Here is a 21,647-nt window from a genome sequence, read left to right as displayed (position 1 = left end):
GAGAACGCATTTTCTGCATGATCGAAATTGTCTGGATCGATTTTTCGCGAGGCTTCGAAAGGTGAGCAAGGCAATAGTCGACGGAAATAGCGAAATTCACCATGCTTGCGACATACCGCCCACAACCCATGGAGCAGGCATGTGTACCACCTTGATTGTCCCTGGCCTGAATGGTTCGGACGAAGGACATTGGCAGCGGCACTGGTTGCTGGATGATCCCGACTCGCGACTGGTCGATCAGGACAATTGGCAATGCCCGGTTCTCGAGGACTGGCTCGATCGTCTCGAGGCCGCGCTGGCGACAGTCGAAAGCGCTTATATCGTCGCCCACAGCCTCGGTTGCCTGCTGGTGGCGAATATGGCCTCTCGCCCCTCCGCCGCCAAAATCAAGGGCGCGCTTCTGGTCGCACCCGCTCATCTCGACCGCGTAGAGGCGATGCATCCCTGTATCGTCCGGCTCGGTGCGTTTCCGCAGCAACCGCTTGCTTTCCCCAGCCTCGTCGTGGGCAGCATGAACGATCCCTATATGGATTGCGAAGAGCTCGCGCGCAGTGCGAGCCTGTGGGGGAGCGATCTCATCAATCTCGGCGCCGTCGGACATATCAATATTGCCAGCGGCTACGGACGATGGCCTGAGGGTTATGCTCTTCTCGAACGGTTGAAGGCAGATGGCGCACCTGCAAAGGCGGTGGCCGGATCGCGGCTGCGCAGATTGGCTGCCCTGGGCGACGCGCATTTTTAGAGAAAGGCTAGGGCTTTCCAGTCTTCCTTGGCGCATGAGATGAGTGCGGGTTGGTTGATCGCTTCTTTTGGTTTCGGCATCATTTACAACCTTTGGGCGCTTTATTGGCGATTTTTACCGATGGAATTTTGAATTTCTCCTGAAGATTGTTTTTGAGTGGCCGCATTTATTTTCTATAAAAAATATAGAAAAGCATTTCTTCGCTCCGGTCGGTTTTGCCGTCACCTTTCATTGGTCATCAAATCAGGGAAAGGGGTAAGGAAATGTCCAGGATCAAGCTTGTAACGTCGGCTCTCGGCGGGTTGTTGTTGTCGGCGGTATCGTTGGCCACGGCTGGGGCTTCGGAAGCGCTGGTAACGGCCGACTGGCTGAAGGAAAATCTCGACAATCCGAAAGTTCGGGTCTTTGAAGTCAGCGTTGATACGGGTGTCTATGAGCGCGGGCATATTCCCGGTGCGGTGAACCTCAACTGGCATACGGATCTCGTCGACAAGGAAAAACGCGACATTGCCGCACGCGACAATTTCCAGTCCCTGCTGCAGAAGGCCGGCGTGGGTGACGATACGACGATCGTTCTATATGGCGATAACAACAACTGGTTTGCCGCCTGGGGGGCGTGGATTTTCGAAACCTACGGTCTGGGCGACCGGGTGAAACTGCTGGATGGCGGCCGCAAGCTCTGGGAAGCGCAGGGACTGCCTTTCGACACATCCGCACCGGCAACGGCCGAAACGAAACTGAAGCTTGCCGAGCCCGACACCTCGGTCCGGGCGCGCTTTGTGGACGTCGTTGCGGTGGCCGAGGGCAAGCACAACATCAAGCTGGTGGATATCCGCTCGGCGGATGAATATTCCGGCAAGATTTTCGCGCCGGATGGCGTCAAGGAGCTGTCCGTCCGGGCCGGCCACATCCCCGGCGCCGTCAATGTTCCGTGGGGCACAATCGTCAACAAGGATGGAACCTTCAAATCGGCCGAAGAGATCAAGGCGATCTATGCCGAGAAGGGCGTCGACGGCTCCGCGCCCATCATCACCTATTGCCGCATCGGCGAGCGCTCCAGCCACACCTGGTTCGCGCTGAAAAAGATCCTCGGTTACGACGTCCGCAATTATGACGGTTCCTGGACCGAATACGGAAATGCGGTGGGTGTGCCGATCAGCAATCCGACGGGAACGGTCTGGACGGGCAAATAAGCCTTAGCTGCCTTCATCCGTGAGCCGGCGCGTCGGGTGGCGCGCCGGCATCCATTCTTCCGACATAGCCGGTATTCCATGCGCTCGACCCTTTCCCGCCTCGTGGCGCTTGCCATCTTATGTGCCGTGACGGTTGCTGCTTATCGAGTGGAGCTGCTTGAGAACGGCAGGCCGCTTGCATTTTCCCTTCTGGCCGGGGCCGCTTTCGGCATCGTGATGCAGCGCGGACGGTTCTGCTTTCTCTGCAATTTTCGTGACTTCATCGACGGCAGGCGTTCGGACGGTGTTGTGGCCATTCTTGTCGCCTTGCTGGCGGGGGTGGTGTTTTACCAGATCGTCACCGCAGCGTGGATGCCGGTGCCGCAACCCGGCCGCCTGCCGCCCAATGCGCATATCGGCCCCGTCGGCTGGATTCTGGCGGTGGCGGCGACCGTCTTCGGTTTCGGCGCAGCGCTCTCCGGCTCCTGCCTGTCAGGGCATTTTTACCGGCTAGGCGAGGGGGCTTTCGGTTCCGTGCTTGCCATAGTGGGAGCGGGGGTCGGTTTCCTGCTGGCGTTTCTCAGCTGGAATTTTCTTTATACGGTCAGCATTTTCGACGATTGGCCCATCTGGTTGCCGCATCATCTGGGATACGGCCCGGCGCTGCTGATCGCCTGCACTGTGTTGATCGTTCTGATCCTTCTCGTTCTGTTTTTCGATAAAACCGCCCCCGCTTCTGCGACTGCGACCCCGGAAAACCGGCTGCAACAGGCATTCCGAAGCGTCTTCATCGACCGCTGGCCACCCGTCGTCACAGGGGTTCTCGTTGCGGCCATCAGCGCCTTTTCCTATTTCCGTGTCGCACCGCTTGGGGTGACGGCCGAACTCGGCAGCATCGTCAGAACGGCAGGGGCTGCGGCGAACTGGGTGCCGGAAACGCTTGCGGGGCTGGACACGGTGCGGGGATGCATCAGTGCCGTTAAAACGACGATCCTGTCGCCGAACGGCCTCTTCGTTTCGGGACTGATATTTGCAAGTCTCGCGTCTGCGCTTTCGGCAGGAAAATTTCAGCCCGCATGGCCTTCCGCCGGTGGCTTGGCGACACGGTTTGCCGGTGGCGTGCTGATGGGCTGGGGCGGCATGACCGCACTTGGCTGCACCATTGGCGTGCTGCTGTCGGGCATCCATGCGGGCGCGCTTTCCGGCTGGGTATTTCTTGTTTTTTACGGTTTGGGCGCATTTGCCGGCCTTTTTCTCAAGCGCCGGTTTGCCCTGCCGTGAGGCCGGACACCTGAAAATCACCGCCGTCGCCAGATGAAGCGGCGATGGCCCCATTATCGGCGGCCGGAAACGGATTTTTTTCCGCCGCTGCAACCTTAGTCCACATTTGCCGTCGATCCTCCAATTATAGAATAGTAATTTTATGGAAAATATTGACGATTTCGGACGGCCGCCCGAGGATAAGGGGAGTTGAGCAAAGGAGGCGCACATGCCGCAGGGACTTCATGCGTTTACTTTCGATCTGTTCGGTTTGAACCGGCGTCAACCGCGGGAAGAGGAACAGGTCAGCCTTCATCCTCTGGATCATTCCGGACGCATCAGGCAGGAGAAAAGCGATCTCGAACTCGAACGGGAAGAGATTTGCGAAATGAACTTTGCGATGCTCGGCCTTTATCCGGTCTTCTGACGTCCATCAGCGAGGGCTCCTTTTCCCTTCGCAGCGCCGTTTATCCGGGAGAGAAACTCTCCTCGCCGGATGGAAATTGGAACAAAATTTCTTAAACGCGCCGGGGAATTGGCTACCCTTTTATCATCAAGCGCATTGCCCGAGGGCAGATTGCAAAGGACCTGCCGATGAGCACATCCGATAAACCACTCGATTTTCTGTGGTTCATACCCACCTCAGGCGATGGCAGCTATCTCGGCTCGGATGATCTTTCGCGTCCTGCCGATCCCGGCTATTTTCGGGAAATAGCCCAGGCCGCCGATCGGCTCGGTTATTCAGGCGTGCTCATCCCCACCGGTGTCGCCTGCGAAGAATCCTTCATCCTTGCGGCCAATCTTGCCGCCTATACCGAGAAGCTGAAATTTCTCGTCGCCATCCGTCCGGGCGTCGCTTCGCCCGCCTATTATGCGCGGCTTGCTTCGACGCTCGATCGCGTTTCCCATGGCCGGCTGCTTCTCAACATCGTGGTTGGCGGCAGTGCGCAGGAATTGGCCGGTGACGGCATTTTCCTGCCGCATGACGAGCGTTACGATCACGCCGATGAGTTCTTCCAGGTGTTCAATTCGCTGATCGAAACCGGCAAGGGAAGCCTCGACGGCAAATATATCAAGGCGGTGGACGCGAAACTCGGCCTGCCGCCGGTGCAGGAACCGCGCCCGCCGCTTTATTTCGGCGGCTCTTCCGATGCCGGCATCGAGTTTTCAGCCGGTATCACCGACAAATATCTCACCTGGGGCGAACCGCCGGCGCAGGTGGCGGAAAAGATCGCCAAGGTGCGCGCCGCCGCCGCCAAAAAGGGGCGCAAGGTTACCTTCGGAATCCGCCTGCATTTCATCGTGCGTGAAACCGACGAGGAAGCATGGGCCGATGCCGAGCGGCTGATCTCGAAGCTCTCCGACGAAACCATCGCATCCGCTCAGGAGGTCTTCTCCAGGGCTTCGGATTCCGTCGGCCAGGCGAGAATGCAGGCGCTGCACAATGGCCGGCGCGACCGGCTGGAAGTCTCTCCGAATTTGTGGGCGGGCATCGGTCTCGTCCGTTCGGGTGCGGGCACGGCGCTGGTCGGTTCGCCGAAGACGGTGGCGGCGCGGCTCAGGGAATATCAGGCGCTGGGCATCGATACCGTCATCGCCTCGGGTTATCCGCATCTGGAGGAAGCCTATCGGCTATCCGAACTGCTGTTTCCGGAAATCGGCCTTGGCGGACCCCGCAACCAGATACGATCTTCTTTCGGCGCGAAACAGGTTTTCGGTGGCGGCGGTCATGGCGGCAACGTCAAGCTGGTGTCCGGATCCTGATCCATCGGCGGGAGGCCACCTGTGCCTCCCACCTTTTCGGCAGATATCCTTGCGGTGGGGCGAAATCAGACGGCGGCACATAAAACATTATTTCTATAGAATATTATCATTATGGAAAACGATGTCTATTTCACCCCCCGCCGCCGCTGCTAGCTATTGAACAATTCAGCTGTTTTCAGGAGCAACCCGATGACATTGCAATATGCGGCCAAGGATCAACAATTCATCAACCTCCGCGACCCGGTCGCCGGCAAGGCGGCGGATGCCGACAGCCTCAAGGCGGCGCTGAGAACGCTGGGCGGCGGTGTCAGCGTGATTACGGCGGGTGAGGGCGACGAGCGAACGGGCGCGACCGTGACCTCGGCCACCGCTTTGTCGGTCGATCCGCCGCGCATTCTGGTGGCGCTCAACCGCTCCTCATCCACATGGCCGGTGGTGCAGCGTTTCGGTCATCTCGCCGTCAACATCGTTGGAGCGAACCACCAGTTCGTTGCCAATCAGTTTGCCGGCATAGGCGGCCTGAAGGGCCCAGACCGGTATCGCGGTGCGGAGTGGACACGGCTGTCGAGCGGTGCGCCCATTCTCGAAGATGCTGTTGCCGCGATCGATTGCACCATTGAAGAGACGATCGAACGGCACAGCCATGTCATCGTCATCGGCAAGGTGGAGGCGATCCGTATCGGCTCCGGCCATTCGCTGCTCTATCAAAACGGGCGTTATCATTCTCTGGACTGAGCGTCGGTCGTTCGGCGCTTTCACTTTGTCATTCTTTGAGGGAGTTGAGCATGGGATCCGTCACGCCTCTCGGCGAAAGACTTCGTTTCGTTCCTCCACGCCTCGGCGCGGATGTCGATGTGCTGACCGTTGCCCGCACGATCGCCGAAAACTGCGCCGTCGAAAGTCCGGGGCAAATCCATGCGCGGATCGCCCGCTCCGGTCTTCTTGCTCTTTCCGTTCCAACGGAACTCGGCGGGGCGGACATCACCAATGATGTGCTCTCGCAGGCACTCGCCATCATTTCCGCAGCCGATGCGGCGGCGGCGCATGATCTCGTCGAACATTTCACCGCGCTTGAATTCATCAGGAATGCGGGCAGCGAAGACCAGCGCAAGGCGCTTTTCGCCCGTCTCGATCTTGGCGAGACCTTCGCACTGGCAATATCTGCCGCGGATCTGGATCAGGCGGTTACGGTGACGGAAGACGACTACGCCCTGCGGCTTCCCGATGACGTTGCGGGGTCGGTGAGGGGCGACGCGGACTGGATTGTCGTGCCGGCCGTCAACACGGCCGGGCAGCCTTTGCTTGTCGTTCTGCGCAACCGCCCCAATACGTCATGGGAAGGTCTGTTACGCGCCGATCAGGTGGTGTTCCTGGCTCAGGGAGCCGGAAATCTGGCCGTTTCCGTTTCTACCCTTTTGAAAGCCGCGGTGGCTCTGGGGCAGAAGCAGCGTGAACTTTCGGCGCTGCTGATCGACAGGCTGGCCGGCGATGGCGCGGCGCGACCCGTGATAGGCGAAATATTTCTCGCCATTGAGCTCCTGAAGGCGCAGATATCCAGCCTTGCGGCCAATATCGATGCGGCGCAGGTGGGAGCGGAAAACGTCACCTTTCGTTCGGTTCGCAACAATGCCATCACGCTTGAAATCCTGATGGCGCGCCTCGGCCTTGTCGAAGGCGTCAGTGAAGCCGGGCTGATCGCATCGCTGGACGACGATCTGCGCAGGCAATAGGCAAAGCTCGAATGAAGGGCCGCGCGGAATCCTATTCGCCGGCCGGAATGGAGCGGGCGTTCTGCCCGTCCTTGGCCACGAATTGCGCAAGCGTCATGTTGTCCAGAATGGTTGCGATGGCGTCACGCACGTCCGTCATCGAAACCCTGACCTGACAGGTCTCCGGATCATCACAGTCGTCGCAGGCTTCAAAGGCCGTGCGGCTTGCACAGCGGATGGGGGCCAGAGGTCCGTCCAGCGTGCGGATGACTTGCCCGATCATGATTTCGGATGGCATTTTCGACAGCGAATAACCGCCATTCGGGCCCTTCTTGGAGCGCAGAATGCCGCTATTGCGCAGCTCCAGAAGAATAGTATCCAGGAATTTTTTCGGGATATTGTTGCGGGTCGCAATTTCGGTCACGAAGGCGGTCTCGCCCTGGGGCAACCGCGCCAGATCGACAAGAGCCTTTAATCCGTATTTGCCTTTTTTGGTCAACATCGCATGATCCGAAAAGAGAGCCGGCACGTTTTGCAGCGCCGGGCCATATTATTCCTAACTTACTAAGTAGTTTTTAGCGAATTCCGGCGCAAGCCCGTTTCGTCCGGGTGTGGCGCGGAAAACGGCTTGTTGCAGCCTTTTTGGGCCATTCCTTCGGCTTTACCGATGGCTTTGTCAGGGCTAGCTTCCGAAAACATCACTGAAAACAATATTTTCTCTGATCGCGCTGCAACGTGGAACGATCATCCTTTATTAGAATATAAAATCGGTAGACAAAGTATGCATAAAGGACACGCGAGGTGATGATGTATACGCTCAGTTTGCTGGACAAGAGCCCGGTTCCGACGGGTGAGGACGCGGCGAGTGCATTCCGCGACACGATCAATCTTGCCAGACGCGCCGAAGAGCTGGGTTACCGCCGTTTCTGGGTGGCCGAACATCACAATTCGCCGGAGCTTGCCGGTTCCGCACCGGAAGCGCTGGTTGCGTGGATATTGGCGAAGACCTCCCACATCCGCGTCGGCTCGGGCGGCGTCATGTTGCAGCACTATAGCCCTTACAAGGTCGCCGAGGTTTTCAACGTGCTGTCGTCGCTCGCGCCCGGCCGGGTCGATCTCGGCATCGGCAAGACACCGGGCGGGTTGCCGCTGGCGACGTCGGCCTTGCAGCAGGCCTATGATCCTGCCCGTAAACCCGATTTCGAAACGGCCTTTAGTGAACTCACCACGTTTTTGTCCGGCGCCGCGCCGCAGGACCACGCACAGGCCGGGCTGCGGGCAACACCTGCGCCGCCGGTTGCCGCAGAAAGATTTCTGCTCGGAGCCAGCCCGGAAAGCGCAAGGCTTGCGGCTTCAAGGGGATGGAATTTCGTCTTTGCCGGCCACCTCAATGGCGATGCGGAGGTTCTTCGCCGCAGCCTCTCGGCTTTCCGGGAAGAAAGCGGCGGAAGCGCTCCGATCCTTGCTTTGTCGGCTTTTGCGGCCAGCGACCCCGCCCATGCTGCGAGACAGGTGGAAGGTCAGCGCATCTACCGTGTATTCCTCAGCGACGGCCGGGCGTTCAACCTCGGCCGCCGAGAACAGGCGGAGGAATTCGCCCGCCAGTCCGGCGATACCGATTACCGCATCGAAGAGCGAAAACCCAACGTCCTGCATGGCGGGCCGGAGGATATTCACAAGGCGCTTCGTGCGCTTTCCGAGGAGCACGGCATCGAGGAATTCATCATCGAGCCGCCGCATGTCGGGGCCGATCAGCGGCTTGCCTCGATAGAACTGCTTGCCACGCATCGCCTTTCCCGGGCGGCGTAATTTTCTCTGAGGAGGCAATGACATGACGAGAAAGAAAATCCGTTTCGGCATCATGCTTCAGGGGCCCGGCGGGCACATGAATGCCTGGCGGCACCCCAAAAGCCCAGTGGATGCCAGCGTCAATTTCGACTTCTTCAGGAAGACCGCGCTGAAGGCGGAAGCGGCGGGCATCGCCTTCGCTTTCGTGGCGGATGGGCTCTATATCAATGATAAGTCGATCCCGCATTTCCTCAACCGGTTCGAGCCGCTGACGATCCTTTCAGCGCTCGCCTCCGTGACCTCGAAGATCGGTCTCGCCGGCACCGTTTCGACCTCCTATAGCGACCCCTTCACTATTGCCCGCCAGTTCGCCTCGCTCGATCTCCTGAGCGGCGGCCGCGCCGGGTGGAATGCCGTGACGACGCCGCTTGAAGGTACGGCGAAGAATTACAGCCGCAACCACCCCGAACATGCGCTGCGTTACGAGATTGCCGACGAATATCTCGAAGTCATCAAGGGCCTGTGGGATAGCTGGGACGACGACGCTTTCCTGCGCAATCGTGAGACGGGACAGTTCTTCGACCGCGCCAAACTCCACACGCTCGGCCATAAGGGCCGTTTCTTCCAGGTGGAAGGCCCGCTCAATATCCAGCGTTCGCCGCAGGGGCAGCCGGTGGTGTTCCAGGCCGGCTCCTCCGATGCCGGCATCGGTCTTGCGGGCAAACATGCGGATGCCGTCTTCACCAATTCCGCTTCGCTGGAGGAAAATCAGACCTTCCTCAAGCGTGTGAAACAGAGCGCCGTCGCGCAGGGCAGGTCGGCTGCCGATGTGAAGATTTTCCCCGGCATCGGCCCGATTGTCGGCGAGACGCAGGAGGAAGCGGAGGCGAAATACGACGTCATCCGCAACCTCATCACCATCGAGGATGCGCTGGCCTATCTCGGCCGTTTCTTCGATCATCATGATTTCAGCGCCTATCCGCTGGACGAGCCTTTCCCCGAACTCGGTGAGATCGGCAAGAACAGTTTCCGCTCCACGACCGACCGCATCAAGCGGCGCGCCAAGGAAAAGAACCAGACGCTGCGCGAGGCGGCGCTTGAGGCCGCGACCCCGCGTGAAGGTTTTATCGGCACCCCGGACAAGGTGGCCGACGAAATCATCCGCTGGGTGGAGCACGATGCGGCCGATGGCTTCATTCTGGGCTTCCCGGTGATTGCTGAGGGACTGGACGATTTCATCCGCCTCGTCATCCCGGTGCTGCAACGGCGCGGTTATTTCGATCCGCATCTGGAAGGGGCGACGCTGCGCGACCATCTCGGCCTGCCTTTCAGGGAAAGCGTCTATTCCCGACGCGAAAACGGGTCGGACAAGGCCATCGCCTGAGCTTGCAGCCGGGCGGAGACGATTGCCGCCCGGTGCAGATTTCAAGACGCGGCGCGTAGCGAGCCGCGCAGGAGACAGAACCATGAATATCCGCATTGACGGCGCGCGTCCGCAGGACGACGCCGAACGGGGAATCCTTGCCTTCATCGACGAGAGCATCGCCATCCGGCATGATCTCCACCGGCATCCCGAGCTTTCGCTCAAGGAAAAACGCACGGCGGCGCTCATTGCCCGCTATCTCTTGTCGTTCGGATATGAGGTGACGGAAGGTGTCGGCGGCCACGGCGTCGTCGCCACGTTGAAACGCGGTCATGGCGACAAGCGCGTCGGCATTCGCGCCGATATCGATGCCCTGCCGATTATCGAGGAAACCGGCCTTGCTTATGCCAGCCAGACGCAGGGCGTCATGCATGCCTGCGGTCACGATGGCCATACGACGATCCTGCTTGCCGCCGCCCGGTATCTTGCCGAAACATCGAATTTTTCCGGCACGCTGACGCTGATCTTCCAGCCGGCCGAGGAAATCGGCGCCGGGGCAAGGGCGATGATAAAGGACCGGCTTTTCGAGCGGTTTCCGGTCGATGCGGTCTTCGGGCTGCATAATTGGCCGGGTGTCGACACCGGGCAGTTCGGTTTCGTCGAAGGCCCCGCCATGGCCTCCGTCGACAAGGCGAAGGTGCGGATTGTCGGCAAGGGCGGGCATGGCGCCGCGCCGCATGAGACGGTCGATCCGGTTCTCGCCTCGGCAAGCTTCGTCACCGCCCTGCAGAGCATCGTTTCGCGCAATGTCGATCCGCGCGAGATGGCGGTGCTGACGGTCGGTTCCATCCATGGCGGAACCGCCTCCAACGTCATTCCCGAAAGCGTCGAGCTTCAGATCACCGCCCGGGCGTTTTCGCCTGCCGTGCGCGACAGGCTGGAGGAGCGACTTCCGGCGCTGGCGAAAGCGCAGGCCGAGAGCTTCGGCGCCAAGGCCGAGGTCGCCTATTCCCGCGGTTTCCCGCCGGTCATCAACCACACTCCTCAGACGGCCTTCGTCCGCGATGTCGCCAAACGGCATTTCGCCGCCGGGCAGATCGCCGAAGCGTTTCAGCCGCGCACGGCGAGCGAGGATTTCGCCTTCATGCTGCAGGAGCGGCCCGGCTCTTATCTCTTCGTTGGCAATGGCGACAGCGCGCCGCTGCACAGCCCCCACTACGATTTCAACGACGCGATCATCGCGCCGGCAGCACGCTTCTGGGTGCGGCTGGCGGAAGCCTATCTCTCCTGACGCGAAAATTAGGACAAGGACATGAGCGACAGTTTTTTCTACACATCGGTCAAGGATCCGCTCGCAACCCCGCTTCTGGAGGAGTTGCTGTTCGAATATGACAGCCGTTACGGCACGTTCTTCAATGCGGAAGGGGCCAAGGCGGAGCTGAACAAATATCCGCCGGAAGCCTTCAGCCCGCCATCGGGCAATTTCCTGCTGCTCCTGCGTGACGGCAAAGCGATCGCCGGCGGCGCCTTCATGCGCTACGACGAGGAAACGGCGGAATTCAAGCGGGTCTGGACCCATTCCGCCCATCGCCGGCAAGGGCTTGCGAAAATCGTGCTCCGGGAACTGGAGCAGCAGGCGATCCGGCAGGGTTATGCCCGCGTTTATCTGACCACCGGGTTCCGCCAGCCGGAAGCGGTCGGCCTTTATCTCACCAATGGTTATCGCGCTTTGTTCGATACCGCGGCCGATCCCGAGACGATCCGGTCCTTGCCCTTCGAAAAATTTCTTTCCGACACGGCCACCTCCATCCCGGACGGTGCGCCAATACAGGCCGCCCGGCCGCAACTCTCTCCGGTTCATCCCTGAAAGGCTTTCTCCGATGACAATAGCCTCCGATTTTCCGCATGTTGCGGTGAGCGAACAGAAGGATGAGCCGGCCAGGCACGGCTATGCGCATTTTCGCGTCGTCCCCGCCCGTTATCCGCTGCGCACGGCGGGCACCGTGCTTGCGGTTCTCATCATTGCCGCCATCCTGCATTCCGTCTTCGGCAATCCCCGCTGGGGCTGGAACGTGTTTGCGGAATGGTTCTTTGCCGAACCGGTGCTTGTGGGGCTTGGCCGCACACTGCTGCTGACCGTGCTCGGGGCTTTTCTGGGTTTCGTGCTCGGCACCGTTCTGGCGCTCGCCCGCGTTTCGGGTTCGCCCCTGCTTGTCGCGATCTCCTGGACCTATATCTGGATATTCCGTTCCATTCCGCTGATCGTGCTTTTGCTGATCCTCAACAATCTCGGTTATCTCTACGAGACCGTGACGATCGGCGTGCCCTATACCGGCATCAATTTCTTCAGCTGGAATACGACACAGCTCATGACACCCTTTGCCGCAGCGGTTCTGGGGCTGACATTGCATGCCGCGGCTTTCTCATCGGAAATCGTGCGTGGCGGTATCCTCTCGGTGGAGCAGGGTCAGCTCGAGGCGGCGGCCTCCCTCGGCCTGCCGCGCCGCCGACAGTTTTCCCGGATCGTGCTGCCGCAGGCGATGCGGACCATTTTGCCCAATGGTTTCAACGAGATCATCCTGCTCGCAAAGGGCACGTCGCAGGTCTATATCCTCGCGCTGCCGGAACTGTTCTATACGATCCAGATCATTTATCGCCGCAATCTGGAAGTGATCCCGCTGCTGATGGTCGCCACCGTCTGGTATCTGGTGATCCTGACCGCGCTTTCCATCGTTCAGCACCACATCGAACGGCACTTCTCGCGCGGCGCGCTGCGCAATCCGCCGCCCTCGCTGTTTGCCACGCTCTATCGCACATTCCTGCCGCGCAAGCCTTTGCCGGAAGCGGTGGAGACGCCAGCGCCCGCCATTGAAAGACCTGAACGACCGGCCGCCGCCAGGACGGGAAGTTTCCAGCTCGGCAATCGTGGCGGTTCGGTCAATATCCACGGCGTTTCCAAGTCCTTCGGAACACTGAAAGTGCTGGACGATGTCACGCTCTCCATTCCGGCAGGCAGCGTCACCACCATTCTCGGCCAGTCCGGTTCCGGCAAGTCCACCTTGTTGCGCTCCATCAACCATCTGGAGCGTGTCGACGACGGCTTCATCGCCATCGACGGTGAACTGGTCGGATATCGCCAGAAGGGCGACACGCTTTTTGAGCTGAAGGAAAAGGACATTCTGAAGCGCCGCGTCGAAGTGGGCATGGTGTTCCAGAGCTTCAACCTGTTTCCGCATCTGACGGCGCTTGAAAACATCGCCGAAGCGCCGGTCGTGGTTCGCGGCATATCGAAAGAACAGGCGGAAGCCGAGGCGCGCGATCTTCTGGCCCGTGTCGGTCTTGCCGAAAAGGCAGGCGCTTACCCCCGCCAGCTTTCCGGCGGGCAGCAGCAGCGCGTGGCGATTGCCCGGGCCTTAGCGCTGCGGCCGAAGGTGCTGCTCTTCGACGAGCCGACATCCGCGCTCGATCCGGAGCTGGTCAACGAGGTGCTGGATGTCATCAAGGAGCTGTCCCGCTCCGGCGTTACCCTCATCATCGTCACCCACGAAATCGGCTTTGCCCGCGAAGTCTCCGACAGGGTCGTCTTCATGGAACAGGGCCGCATTCTCGAAACGGGCACGCCGGAAAAGGTGTTCAACAAGCCGGACCACCCGCGCACGGCCGAATTTCTCGCAAAAGTTCTCTAATCAACAACAAAGGAAACACTCACATGGCATTTTCATCGAAATTATTGTCCCTGCTTGCCGGCGGTCTCTTCACCGCCACCGCTGCGCTCATCCCGGCCGCGCATGCGCAGGAGGTTGACCTGTCGCCCGAACAGAAGGGGCGGGTGCGTGTCGAAAAGGTGGAAGAGGCAATCAAGCTTCTGCCCGCCGGCCACAAGTTCATTGCCGACGGAAAGCTGACGGTCGCGACCGTCCCCTTCCGCCTGCCGCTGGTGGATTATGCGAGCGACACAAAAACGCCGATCGGCGTGGAGCCGGATATCGCCCAGCTGGTCGCCGACAGCCTCGGCCTTGAGCTGCAGCTTGTGCCCATCGCCTGGGCGGACTGGCCGCTCGGTCTTGCATCCGGCAAATATGACGCCGTTACTTCCAACATCACGGTGACGGAAGCCCGCAAGGAAAAGTTCGATTTTTCCAGCTACCGCAACGATCTGCTCGGCTTTTACGTCGGCAATAACAGCAAGGTCACATCAATCGGCAAGCCGGAGGATGTCGCAGGGCTGAAGGTCATCGTCGGGGCCGCCACCAATCAGGAGCAGATCCTGCTGAAATGGATCAAGGACAACAAGGCGAAGGGGCTGGCCGATACCGAGGTGCAATATTACGACGATCAGGCCGTGCTTGACGTCGCCCTGCAATCCGGCCGTGCGGATGCCTATCTCGGCCCCAACGCGACCTCTGCTTTCCAGGCGGCAAGCCAGAAGAAGACGAAGCTTGTCGGCACCTTCTCCGGCGGCTGGCCGGAAGCGGCCGAGATCGCCGTCGCTTCGAAAAAGGGCGCAGGCATAGCCGAGGCCATCACCGCCGCGCTGAACGCCCAGATCAAGAACGGCAATTACGGCAAGGTTCTCGCCCGCTGGAATCTCGGTTCCGAAGCCATCACCGAATCCCGCACCAATCCGCCCGGTCTGCCCAAGAGCTGAGGCCAGATTTTCCAAAAAGCTGAGTTGAAGGTGGGACATCACTCAGCCGGTAGCGCGGGCATCCTCCCGTCCGCGCTACCTCCGTCCCGCAGTCATTCTATCGGGCATTCTATCGGGAAACCACAATGACCTTCACCTCTCGTCTCGCCACGGCCACGCTCGGCGCCTTTCTCTCTCTCGCCGGTCTTGGGTCGGCTTTCGCAAACGATGTCTTCGACCTGTCGCCGGATCAGCCCGGCCGCATCCGGGTTGAAAAAGACCCCGGCGCAGTTGCCGCCGTTCCGAAGGATTTCAAATTTGTCACGCCGGGCAAACTCACCGTCGCGGTCGCACCCGGCGGACCGCCGCTCGCGACCTATGCGACGGATGCAAAAACGGTGGTCGGTGCAGATCCCGATTATGCGCTTGCGGTGGCCGACAGCCTCGGCTTGGAACTGGAACTGGTGGCGGTTGCCTGGGCGGACTGGCCGCTGGGGCTCGCCTCCGGCAAATACGATGCGGTGATCTCGAATGTGGGCGTTACCGAGCAGCGCAAGGAGAAGTTCGATTTCTCCACCTATCGTCAGGGCCTGCACGGATTTTTCGTCAAGGCAGACAGCGGCATAACCGCCATCCGCGAGCCGAAGGACGCGGCCGGTCTGAGGATCATCGTCGGCGCCGGCACCAATCAGGAGCGTATTCTGCTGAAATGGAGTGACGAAAACGTCGCCGCCGGATTGAAGCCGATCGAGCTGCAATATTACGATGATGAAGCGACCCGGCTTGTGGCGCTTTCAGCGGGGCGGGCGGATGTGATCGTCCAGCCGCATGCGCAGCTGGTCTTCATCGCCGCGCGCGACAAGACCATCAAGCGTGTCGGGACCCTTTCCGCCGGCTGGCCGGAGCGTTCCGATGTCGCCATCACCACCCGCAAAGGGTCGGGACTGGCCGATGCGCTGACGCTTGCCACCAACGACCTGATCAAGAGCGGCGCTTACGCGAAGATTCTGGATCGCTGGCAGCTATCGGAAGAAGCCCTGCCGGAATCGCGGACCAACCCGCCCGGCCTGCCGAAAAGCTGACCGTTCGAACACATGCGGCGGACTGCAATACCCGCAGGCTCAGGCCTTGCGGGTATTGTTTTGTCCGTCAATTCTGTGCGGGAAGGGCGCGAAAGAGCTTTCGCAATTCACCGACGAAGGGTTTGAAGAAACGCGAGAGCGGCCGGGCCGTGTTGGTGGAAACGGCGACATTCATCGTGACTTCAGGCATGAACGGGCGCACTGTCACCCCCTCGAAACTGTTCCAGCGCACCAGGCCATCGACAAGGGCGATGCCGATGCCGCCGCGTACCAGCGGTACCGCGCCGACCGATGAGGTGACCTGCACCGAGACATCCCGCATAAGCCCGTCGCGTTCGAAGACCTCGTTCAGCTGCGGGCCGATCTCGTCCGCATGGTTGCCATAGGAAATCAGCGGCCTGCCAGCGAGGTCGCGGGGCGTTACCGTCATCATTTCGGCAAGAGCATCATCGTGCCGCATCACCGCCACGACCGGTACTGAGGCGAGAATTTCGCTGCGCACCGTCGGCGCCTGAATAGTGGAGAGCGTTACCGCAAAATCGATGTCGCCCAGCAGCAATTGTTCGGCGATCTCTTTTTTGGGCAAGGCGTTGAGGTGGATTTTGACGGTCGGATGCGCCTGCCGGAATGCCAGCAGCGCCTCGGGCAGCACGGAATAGGTAACCGGCAGGCTGGCCCCGATGCGCAGAAGGCCAAGCTTGCGCTCGCCGATGGTGCGCGTCAGTTTTTTCAGAACCTCAAGTTCGCGAAAAACCCGGTCGGCATCCTCATAGATCAGATGCGCTTCCATCGTCGGCACCAGCCGCCCGCCGATGCGCTCGAACAGCTTGTAACCCAGTTGGCTTTCCAGATGGTGCAGCACCTTGCTGACGCCGGGCTGGGAAACGGCAAGCGAATTGGCGGCCGCCGTCACGGAGCCATCGCGCATGATGGCGCGGAAAATTTCAAGCTGTCGGGCGTTCATGGAAACCTCCGGCGTCATCTCTTCCATAACCCAAGGTTCTGTTCAAGCGACCATTTGCGATTGGCGGCAAACCTTCTGCCGTGGAAATCTGTGAGGGTGCAGGAGAGGTGCCTGCGAAGGTTTCGGGAAAGGAAACGCGGATGCCGGCCAGATTCAGGCGCATTGCCGAAGAGCGACGCGCGGCTTGCGCTGTCCTGATCGACGGCATGCCGGTCGAGGCGCTGGAGGGAGACACAGTGCTGACGGCGCTGATGCTCTCGCGCGGCTTTGCCCGTTTGTCCGAGTTCGCCGATGGCGAGCGGGCGGGGTTCTGTCTGATGGGCGCCTGTCAGGATTGCTGGGTCTGGACCGGTGAAGGCGAGCGGCTGCGCGCCTGTTCCACCGCCGTACTCCCGGGCATGGATATCAGAACCGAGGTTCCGGAGGGGTTATGGCAGATTTGCGCGTCGTGATCGTGGGTGCCGGCCCCGCCGGTACGCGTGCCGCCGAGACGCTGGTGCGGGCGGGGCTCCGCCCCGTCGTCATCGATGAGGGAGATCGCAGCGGCGGCCAGATCTATCGCCGCCAGCCGCAAAATTTCCGGCGTTCCTATGCGGCCCTTTATGGCACGGAAGCGGATAAGGCGAAGGCTCTGCACGAAGCATTCGACGGGCTTTCAGACCATATCGATTACCGCCCGCAGACCCTGGCATGGGCAATCCGCGACAATCGCATTCATATTCAGCGCGCCGAGACATCCGAAGCTCTCAATTTCGACGCCCTTATCATCGCATCGGGTGCGACCGACCGCATCATGCCTTTGCCGGGCTGGACGAGGCCGGGATGTTTTTCGCTTGGCGCTGCGCAGATATCCCTGAAAGCGCAAGCCTGTGCGATAGGTCGGCGGGTGGTTTTTATGGGTACCGGGCCGCTGCTTTATCTCGTGGCCTATCAATATATGAGGGCAAGTGCGGCACCCGTGGCGGTGCTGGATACAACGCCGTTTTCCACGCAGATCAAGGGGCTGCCTGGGATGATGGCGCGACCGTCGCAGCTCCTCAAGGGCATGCGGCTCGTTGGGGCGCTGTTGGCCGGCGGGGTAAGGATCGAGCGAGGCATTGTGCCGTTAGAGATTCTCGGTGACGCTGAGAACGGCGTGACCGGTATCCGCTACCGGGATGAGTCCGGTGAGGAAAAACGCCTCGCCTGCGATGCGGTCGGTATGGGCTATCATCTACGGGCGGAAAGCCAGCTTGCCGATCTTGCCGGTTGTCGCTTCTCCTTTCATCCGCCGATCCGGCAATGGTTGCCGGATGTGGACGATATGGGGCGCAGTTCGGTGCCGAATGTCTATCTGGCGGGCGATGGCGTGCGTATTCTCGGTGCAGATGGTGCGGAAGCCTCCGGTCGGCTCGCCGCCTTCGCGCTCCTTGAGGATCAAGGCTTGAAGCCATCCCGCGCGGAGATCGGCCGCTGCCGGAAACAATTGAGAGCTGCGAGGCGTTTTGCGCAGGGAATGGCCCGGGCCTTCCCCTGGCCGCACCAGTTGGCGCAGGCGCTTGCCGACGACACGATCATCTGCCGCTGTGAGGTGGTAACGGCGGGCGAGTTACGCGCAAGCGTGACCGGCAAGGGTGCAACGGAAGTCAATCGCTCGAAAGCTTTCTCGCGGGTCGGCATGGGCCGGTGCCAGGGGCGGTTCTGCGGGCAGGCAGGGCAGGAGATTGTCGCCGCCGCCTCTGGTCTGCCGGTGGAATCGGCGGGACGGTTGCGCGGGCAGGCGCCGGTAAAACCGTTGCCGCTGGCGATTGCGAGGGGAGACGATGATGCGTAACGCGCTTGCGGAGGCGGATGTCATTATTGTCGGCGGCGGCATTGTCGGAACCGCCACGGCGTTTTTCCTGCGGCAACGGGGCGTCAGCGTCATTCTGCTGGAGCGTTTCCTCGTCGGTCAGCAGGCGAGCGGCACCAATTTCGGCAATGTCCGCCGTCAGGGCCGTTACCTCGGGCAGCTTCCGCTCGCCAACAGATCGCGGGATATCTGGAGCCGTATCCCGCAACTGACCGGTGCGGATGTGGAATTCATGCCCGTCGGCCATATCCGGTTTCTCTGGGCGGAAGAACAGATCGCCACGGTCGAGAAATACCGCGACGATGCCACGCAATATGGTCTGGAATTGCATATCCTCCCGTGCGAGGTCATCCGGCAGAAATTTCCCTTCATCGGACCGGAAGCGGTTGCCGGATCATGGTCGCCGCATGACGGTCACGCCAATCCGCGCCTCGTCGCGCCCGCCTTCGCCCGTGCGGCGCAGCGGGACGGTGCAACGATCGTGGAAAATTGCGAGGTTCTGGCCATCGAAAAGGCCGGTGAGGATTTCCGGGTGACGACGGAGGAAGGGGATTATCGCGCGCCCGCGGTGCTGGTCGCCAGCGGCGCATGGGGCGGCGGGTTTGCCGGCGCTTTGGGGGAGGCGGTGCCGCTGGAGGTTGCCGGCCCGCAAATGGGCGTGACGGAACCCTTGCCATGGTTCATTCACCCGGTCGTTGGCGTCTCCACCAAAATTCCCGGCGAAGTGATCTATATGCGGCAAATCCCGCGCGGAAACGTCATTTTCGGCGGCGTGAAACGATGCGCCGCCGCGCTGGACGAACACCGGGCGAAATACGATCCCGCCGGGCTCGATGCCCAGCTGCGTCAGCTTCTGCGGTTGGCACCCGCCTTGCGCCATGCCCGGCTGATCCGCACCTGGTCCGGCGTGGAGGGCTATATGGCCGACGATCTGCCGGTCATGGGAGACAGTGCCGCAACCTCCGGCCTTTATTACGCTTTCGGCTTCAGCGGCCACGGTTTCCAGATCGGCCCGGGTGTCGGCGACGTGATGGCGGAGCTGATAGCGACCGGAAAGACCACGACGCCGATTGCGGATTTTCACATCGGCCGTTTCCGTCGCGGTGGGCCTGCCGCATCCCATTAAGGGAGGGTCAGAAATCCGCGACCTTGCCCCAGGACGAATTCAGGAAACGACTGGGGTGATAGGGGGCGGCATCGACGATCGGGTTCGAGCCCGTCACGATATCGGCGATCAGATGGCCGGCGCCCGGCCCTATGCCGAAACCGTGGCCGCTGAAACCGGCGGCGAGGATGAAGCCGGGCAATTCGCTGGTTTCGCCAATGGCGGGAACGCCATCGGGCGTGCTGTCGATGAAACCGGCCCAGGCGGCGGAAATCTGCGTTTTGCCGAGGGCGGGCAGAAGCTCCAGCGCCCTTCTATGGGTCTCGCGAATGGCGGCGGCATTGGGTTTCGGGTCGAGGATACGAACCCGTTCCATCGGTGTCGGCGCATCGAGCCGCCAGCGTTTCAGCGTCTCGTGGCCGCCGCGAATGCCTTCCAGCCCGCCCGGCCGCAGGCTTCGCCAGCGCTTGAGGAACATCGGGATGAATTCACGGGCAAACCGCATCTGCTGTGCCGTCGGGTCGATGCGTCCCAACCCGCTGATGGCGAGCGTGTAACCGCCGTCTTTTCTCTTCGTTGCCGAAACGGCGGCGGTGTGCAGCGCATCCGGCAGCCCCTCCGCACCCGGTGTGACGGAGAGGATGGAAGAGCGGACGGAGGCCTGCGGGAAACGAATGCCGAGCTGCCGGCAAAAAGACGACGCCCAGGCCCCACCGGACATGATGGCGGTTTTGGTGCGGATCGTGCCTTTTTCGGTGACGACGGCACTGACCCGGCCGCCTTCCGTCTCAAGCCCGCGTGCGGCGCAATTCTGATGCACCGTGCCGCCCAGCTTGATGATGGCGCGCGCCACTGCGGGCGCCGCCATAGAGGGGTCGGCCGTGCCGTCGGTCGGCGAAAATACGCCGCCCTTCCAGCGCTTTCCCGTGGATCGGCCGCGTTCGCTCGCCTCATCGGCGCTCAGCATATGGGTCGTCACCCCTGCGGTAATGGCAAAGTCGCGCCAGCGCGCCCAGCCGGCAAGTTCGGCCTCATTGTCGCTCAGGTAAAACAGCCCGCAGCGGCGAAAACCCGTGTCCTCGCCGCTCTCTGCGCCAAACTCTTCCCAGAGAGCCAGGCTCTTGGTGGAAATCGGCAATTCGCGGGCGTCGCGGTTCTGCTGGCGGCACCAGCCCCAGTTGCGGCTGGATTGCTCCGCCCCGATCAGGCCTTTCTCGACCAGCGCCACTTTCAGGCCGCGCCGGGCGAGATAATAGGCGGCGAAGACACCGACGATGCCGCCGCCGATAATGACGGCGTCTGCGGATGTGGGCAGTTCCGGCGATGTCGTGATCTGTTGCAGCGGGGCGGGCATGGTCGGACTCCTTGTATTCGTCCTAATTTACCTCAGCCGGCGTGTAAACGCTGCCAGACTGGGCCTGTTGCCGGAATCTCCTGCTGTTGGGCGACGCCTCTGCAACTCTTTATGCTGCATCAAAAAAATATCCCCACGTCGACAGGGCTCGCCCATGTGGTAAGATTTCCTTTGCCGCGCCAGAATTTTATGCCGCGTGTTCAAAAAACAAAAAAGGGGTTCCGCACGTGATGAAACTTGACCGGATCGATATCAAGATCCTCTACGAATTGCAGAAAAACGGTCGCATCACCAATGTCGAGCTGGCGGAGCTTGTCAATCTGTCGCCAAGCCCCTGCCTGATGCGGGTGAAGAAGCTGCAGGCGGAAGGTTATATCGAGGGTTATTCGGCGCAGATCAACATCAACAAGCTCGGTCAGACGCTGACGGTGTTTACGGAAATCACGCTCAAGAACCATCGCCAGATCGATTTCGCCCGCTTCCTCGGCGTTGTCGAAAAGATCGACCAGGTGGTGGAATGCCACCTCGTTTCGGGCGGTTACGATTACCTGCTGAAATTCGTCACCTCTGGCATCGTCGAATACCAGTCGATCATGGAGCGGCTGACCGATATGGACGTGGGCATCGACAAATATTTCAGCTTCGTGGTGCTGAAATCGCCGATCATCAAATCGCATATGCCGCTGACCAGCCTGTTTCCGCTGTGAGGTGGAGGGGTGCCTCAAGCGTCCGCAGAACCGATGGATTTGGGAGGGCGTTGCATTCACCTTCCGTCACCCCGGACTTGATCCGGGGTCCAGCGCGATCAAGTCTTTGATCGCATGAGACTCATTTCACGACGCAGATGCGTCGTGGCTGGATGCCGGATCTAGTCCGGCATGACGGA

At 60.8% G+C, this 21,647-nt stretch carries 21 protein-coding genes; 18 read left to right on the top strand and 3 right to left on the bottom strand.

Annotated features, from left to right (window positions below; translation table 11 throughout):
• The first annotated feature begins 139 nt into the window (after positions 1–139).
• From ACQZ5N_RS05605 to ACQZ5N_RS05575, 7 genes are all read left to right on the top strand, one after another.
• A complete protein-coding gene (locus ACQZ5N_RS05605) occupies positions 140–742 on the top strand; it encodes an alpha/beta hydrolase (RefSeq protein WP_448732350.1) in 603 nt (200 codons plus the stop codon).
• Positions 743–1,005: 263 nt separating this feature from the next.
• Entirely contained in the window at positions 1,006–1,935 is a 930-nt protein-coding gene (locus tag ACQZ5N_RS05600) for a sulfurtransferase (protein ID WP_080854476.1), read from the top strand.
• A gap of 78 nt (positions 1,936–2,013) precedes the next feature.
• Positions 2,014–3,195: a YeeE/YedE family protein gene (locus tag ACQZ5N_RS05595; RefSeq protein WP_448732349.1), complete on the top strand. Its 1,182-nt coding sequence runs from the start codon at positions 2,014–2,016 to the stop codon at positions 3,193–3,195.
• Between the two features lie 208 nt (positions 3,196–3,403).
• Complete coding sequence (locus ACQZ5N_RS05590; protein ID WP_448732348.1) at positions 3,404–3,601, top strand: hypothetical protein; 198 nt, start codon at positions 3,404–3,406, stop codon at positions 3,599–3,601.
• Positions 3,602–3,768: 167 nt separating this feature from the next.
• Positions 3,769–4,938, top strand: coding sequence for an FMNH2-dependent alkanesulfonate monooxygenase (gene ssuD / locus ACQZ5N_RS05585; RefSeq protein ID WP_020808882.1), 1,170 nt, complete (start codon positions 3,769–3,771; stop codon positions 4,936–4,938).
• 189 nt (positions 4,939–5,127) lie between these two features.
• Positions 5,128–5,673 carry a flavin reductase family protein gene (locus ACQZ5N_RS05580; protein ID WP_003524682.1) on the top strand — a complete coding sequence of 182 codons (546 nt, stop codon included), beginning with the start codon at positions 5,128–5,130 and terminating at the stop codon, positions 5,671–5,673.
• A 50-nt stretch (positions 5,674–5,723) separates the two neighbouring features.
• Positions 5,724–6,668, top strand: a complete 945-nt coding sequence (locus tag ACQZ5N_RS05575) for an acyl-CoA dehydrogenase family protein (RefSeq protein WP_020808881.1) — start codon at positions 5,724–5,726, stop codon at positions 6,666–6,668.
• 31 nt (positions 6,669–6,699) lie between these two features.
• On the opposite strand, the gene ACQZ5N_RS05570 is transcribed toward ACQZ5N_RS05575, so the two are convergent.
• Positions 6,700–7,149, bottom strand: coding sequence for an RrF2 family transcriptional regulator (locus ACQZ5N_RS05570; protein WP_059753414.1), 450 nt, complete (start codon positions 7,147–7,149; stop codon positions 6,700–6,702).
• A 302-nt stretch (positions 7,150–7,451) separates the two neighbouring features.
• On the opposite strand from ACQZ5N_RS05570, the gene ACQZ5N_RS05565 reads away from it, so the two are divergent.
• The 7 genes from ACQZ5N_RS05565 (at position 7,452) to ACQZ5N_RS05535 (ending at position 15,507) form a co-directional block, all read left to right on the top strand.
• A complete protein-coding gene (locus ACQZ5N_RS05565; protein WP_443407412.1) occupies positions 7,452–8,456 on the top strand; it encodes an LLM class flavin-dependent oxidoreductase in 1,005 nt (334 codons plus the stop codon).
• A 22-nt stretch (positions 8,457–8,478) separates the two neighbouring features.
• Complete coding sequence (locus ACQZ5N_RS05560; protein WP_220318936.1) at positions 8,479–9,819, top strand: LLM class flavin-dependent oxidoreductase; 1,341 nt, start codon at positions 8,479–8,481, stop codon at positions 9,817–9,819.
• Positions 9,820–9,901: 82 nt separating this feature from the next.
• Entirely contained in the window at positions 9,902–11,089 is a 1,188-nt protein-coding gene (locus ACQZ5N_RS05555) for a M20 aminoacylase family protein (RefSeq protein ID WP_448732347.1), read from the top strand.
• A gap of 21 nt (positions 11,090–11,110) precedes the next feature.
• The gene (locus tag ACQZ5N_RS05550) at positions 11,111–11,665 is read left to right on the top strand and encodes a GNAT family N-acetyltransferase (RefSeq protein ID WP_196380574.1); all 555 of its coding nucleotides are present in this window, start codon (positions 11,111–11,113) and stop codon (positions 11,663–11,665) included.
• A gap of 13 nt (positions 11,666–11,678) precedes the next feature.
• Positions 11,679–13,484 (top strand): amino acid ABC transporter permease/ATP-binding protein, encoded by a 1,806-nt coding sequence (locus tag ACQZ5N_RS05545; protein WP_448732346.1) that lies wholly within the window; start codon positions 11,679–11,681, stop codon positions 13,482–13,484.
• A 23-nt stretch (positions 13,485–13,507) separates the two neighbouring features.
• The gene (locus ACQZ5N_RS05540) at positions 13,508–14,446 is read left to right on the top strand and encodes an ABC transporter substrate-binding protein (protein ID WP_448732345.1); all 939 of its coding nucleotides are present in this window, start codon (positions 13,508–13,510) and stop codon (positions 14,444–14,446) included.
• Positions 14,447–14,571: 125 nt separating this feature from the next.
• Positions 14,572–15,507 (top strand): ABC transporter substrate-binding protein, encoded by a 936-nt coding sequence (locus tag ACQZ5N_RS05535; RefSeq protein WP_448732344.1) that lies wholly within the window; start codon positions 14,572–14,574, stop codon positions 15,505–15,507.
• A 67-nt stretch (positions 15,508–15,574) separates the two neighbouring features.
• On the opposite strand, the gene ACQZ5N_RS05530 is transcribed toward ACQZ5N_RS05535, so the two are convergent.
• Positions 15,575–16,498 (bottom strand): LysR family transcriptional regulator, encoded by a 924-nt coding sequence (locus tag ACQZ5N_RS05530; RefSeq protein WP_174036883.1) that lies wholly within the window; start codon positions 16,496–16,498, stop codon positions 15,575–15,577.
• 113 nt (positions 16,499–16,611) lie between these two features.
• On the opposite strand from ACQZ5N_RS05530, the gene ACQZ5N_RS05525 reads away from it, so the two are divergent.
• Genes ACQZ5N_RS05525 through ACQZ5N_RS05515 form a run of 3 tightly spaced genes read left to right on the top strand, consistent with a single transcriptional unit; the run spans position 16,612 to position 19,428 of the window.
• The gene (locus tag ACQZ5N_RS05525) at positions 16,612–16,923 is read left to right on the top strand and encodes a (2Fe-2S)-binding protein (RefSeq protein ID WP_448732343.1); all 312 of its coding nucleotides are present in this window, start codon (positions 16,612–16,614) and stop codon (positions 16,921–16,923) included.
• Positions 16,902–18,284: an FAD-dependent oxidoreductase gene (locus ACQZ5N_RS05520; RefSeq protein ID WP_448732342.1), complete on the top strand. Its 1,383-nt coding sequence runs from the start codon at positions 16,902–16,904 to the stop codon at positions 18,282–18,284. Before ACQZ5N_RS05525 ends, ACQZ5N_RS05520 begins: the two co-directional genes overlap by 22 nt.
• Positions 18,277–19,428, top strand: coding sequence for an NAD(P)/FAD-dependent oxidoreductase (locus ACQZ5N_RS05515; RefSeq protein WP_448732341.1), 1,152 nt, complete (start codon positions 18,277–18,279; stop codon positions 19,426–19,428). The genes ACQZ5N_RS05520 and ACQZ5N_RS05515 overlap by 8 nt, the downstream gene beginning before the upstream one ends.
• Before the next feature lie 7 nt (positions 19,429–19,435).
• Here ACQZ5N_RS05515 and ACQZ5N_RS05510 read toward each other — a convergent pair whose 3' ends face one another.
• On the bottom strand, positions 19,436–20,761 hold the full coding sequence (locus ACQZ5N_RS05510) for an NAD(P)/FAD-dependent oxidoreductase (protein ID WP_078053492.1): 1,326 nt from the start codon (positions 20,759–20,761) through the stop codon (positions 19,436–19,438).
• Positions 20,762–20,991: 230 nt separating this feature from the next.
• Between ACQZ5N_RS05510 and ACQZ5N_RS05505 the strand changes: the two genes are divergently transcribed.
• Complete coding sequence (locus tag ACQZ5N_RS05505) at positions 20,992–21,468, top strand: Lrp/AsnC family transcriptional regulator (RefSeq protein ID WP_003506856.1); 477 nt, start codon at positions 20,992–20,994, stop codon at positions 21,466–21,468.
• Positions 21,469–21,647: the final 179 nt, after the last annotated feature.

The organism is Agrobacterium sp. 22-221-1 (assembly GCF_053522445.1).
The sequence above is the reverse complement of the archived record's forward strand: the minus strand, read 5'-3'. Positions and strand labels throughout refer to the sequence as shown.

What these genes read in the sequence shown, in the direction of transcription:
- ACQZ5N_RS05575 (WP_020808881.1), top strand. Translation starts at nt 5,724, where the DNA reads ATGGGATCCGTCACGCCTCTCGGCGAAAGACTTCGTTTCGTTCCTCCA.
- ACQZ5N_RS05555 (WP_448732347.1), top strand. Translation starts at nt 9,902, where the DNA reads ATGAATATCCGCATTGACGGCGCGCGTCCGCAGGACGACGCCGAACGG.
- ACQZ5N_RS05590 (WP_448732348.1), top strand. Translation starts at nt 3,404, where the DNA reads ATGCCGCAGGGACTTCATGCGTTTACTTTCGATCTGTTCGGTTTGAAC.
- ACQZ5N_RS05600 (WP_080854476.1), top strand. Translation starts at nt 1,006, where the DNA reads ATGTCCAGGATCAAGCTTGTAACGTCGGCTCTCGGCGGGTTGTTGTTG.
- ACQZ5N_RS05580 (WP_003524682.1), top strand. Translation starts at nt 5,128, where the DNA reads ATGACATTGCAATATGCGGCCAAGGATCAACAATTCATCAACCTCCGC.
- ssuD (WP_020808882.1), top strand. Translation starts at nt 3,769, where the DNA reads ATGAGCACATCCGATAAACCACTCGATTTTCTGTGGTTCATACCCACC.
- ACQZ5N_RS05545 (WP_448732346.1), top strand. Translation starts at nt 11,679, where the DNA reads ATGACAATAGCCTCCGATTTTCCGCATGTTGCGGTGAGCGAACAGAAG.
- ACQZ5N_RS05515 (WP_448732341.1), top strand. Translation starts at nt 18,277, where the DNA reads ATGCGTAACGCGCTTGCGGAGGCGGATGTCATTATTGTCGGCGGCGGC.
- ACQZ5N_RS05510 (WP_078053492.1), bottom strand. Translation starts at nt 20,761, where the DNA reads ATGCCCGCCCCGCTGCAACAGATCACGACATCGCCGGAACTGCCCACA.
- ACQZ5N_RS05540 (WP_448732345.1), top strand. Translation starts at nt 13,508, where the DNA reads ATGGCATTTTCATCGAAATTATTGTCCCTGCTTGCCGGCGGTCTCTTC.
- ACQZ5N_RS05570 (WP_059753414.1), bottom strand. Translation starts at nt 7,149, where the DNA reads ATGTTGACCAAAAAAGGCAAATACGGATTAAAGGCTCTTGTCGATCTG.
- ACQZ5N_RS05560 (WP_220318936.1), top strand. Translation starts at nt 8,479, where the DNA reads ATGACGAGAAAGAAAATCCGTTTCGGCATCATGCTTCAGGGGCCCGGC.
- ACQZ5N_RS05595 (WP_448732349.1), top strand. Translation starts at nt 2,014, where the DNA reads ATGCGCTCGACCCTTTCCCGCCTCGTGGCGCTTGCCATCTTATGTGCC.
- ACQZ5N_RS05550 (WP_196380574.1), top strand. Translation starts at nt 11,111, where the DNA reads ATGAGCGACAGTTTTTTCTACACATCGGTCAAGGATCCGCTCGCAACC.
- ACQZ5N_RS05525 (WP_448732343.1), top strand. Translation starts at nt 16,612, where the DNA reads ATGCCGGCCAGATTCAGGCGCATTGCCGAAGAGCGACGCGCGGCTTGC.
- ACQZ5N_RS05530 (WP_174036883.1), bottom strand. Translation starts at nt 16,498, where the DNA reads ATGGAAGAGATGACGCCGGAGGTTTCCATGAACGCCCGACAGCTTGAA.
- ACQZ5N_RS05520 (WP_448732342.1), top strand. Translation starts at nt 16,902, where the DNA reads ATGGCAGATTTGCGCGTCGTGATCGTGGGTGCCGGCCCCGCCGGTACG.
- ACQZ5N_RS05605 (WP_448732350.1), top strand. Translation starts at nt 140, where the DNA reads ATGTGTACCACCTTGATTGTCCCTGGCCTGAATGGTTCGGACGAAGGA.
- ACQZ5N_RS05565 (WP_443407412.1), top strand. Translation starts at nt 7,452, where the DNA reads ATGATGTATACGCTCAGTTTGCTGGACAAGAGCCCGGTTCCGACGGGT.
- ACQZ5N_RS05505 (WP_003506856.1), top strand. Translation starts at nt 20,992, where the DNA reads ATGAAACTTGACCGGATCGATATCAAGATCCTCTACGAATTGCAGAAA.
- ACQZ5N_RS05535 (WP_448732344.1), top strand. Translation starts at nt 14,572, where the DNA reads ATGACCTTCACCTCTCGTCTCGCCACGGCCACGCTCGGCGCCTTTCTC.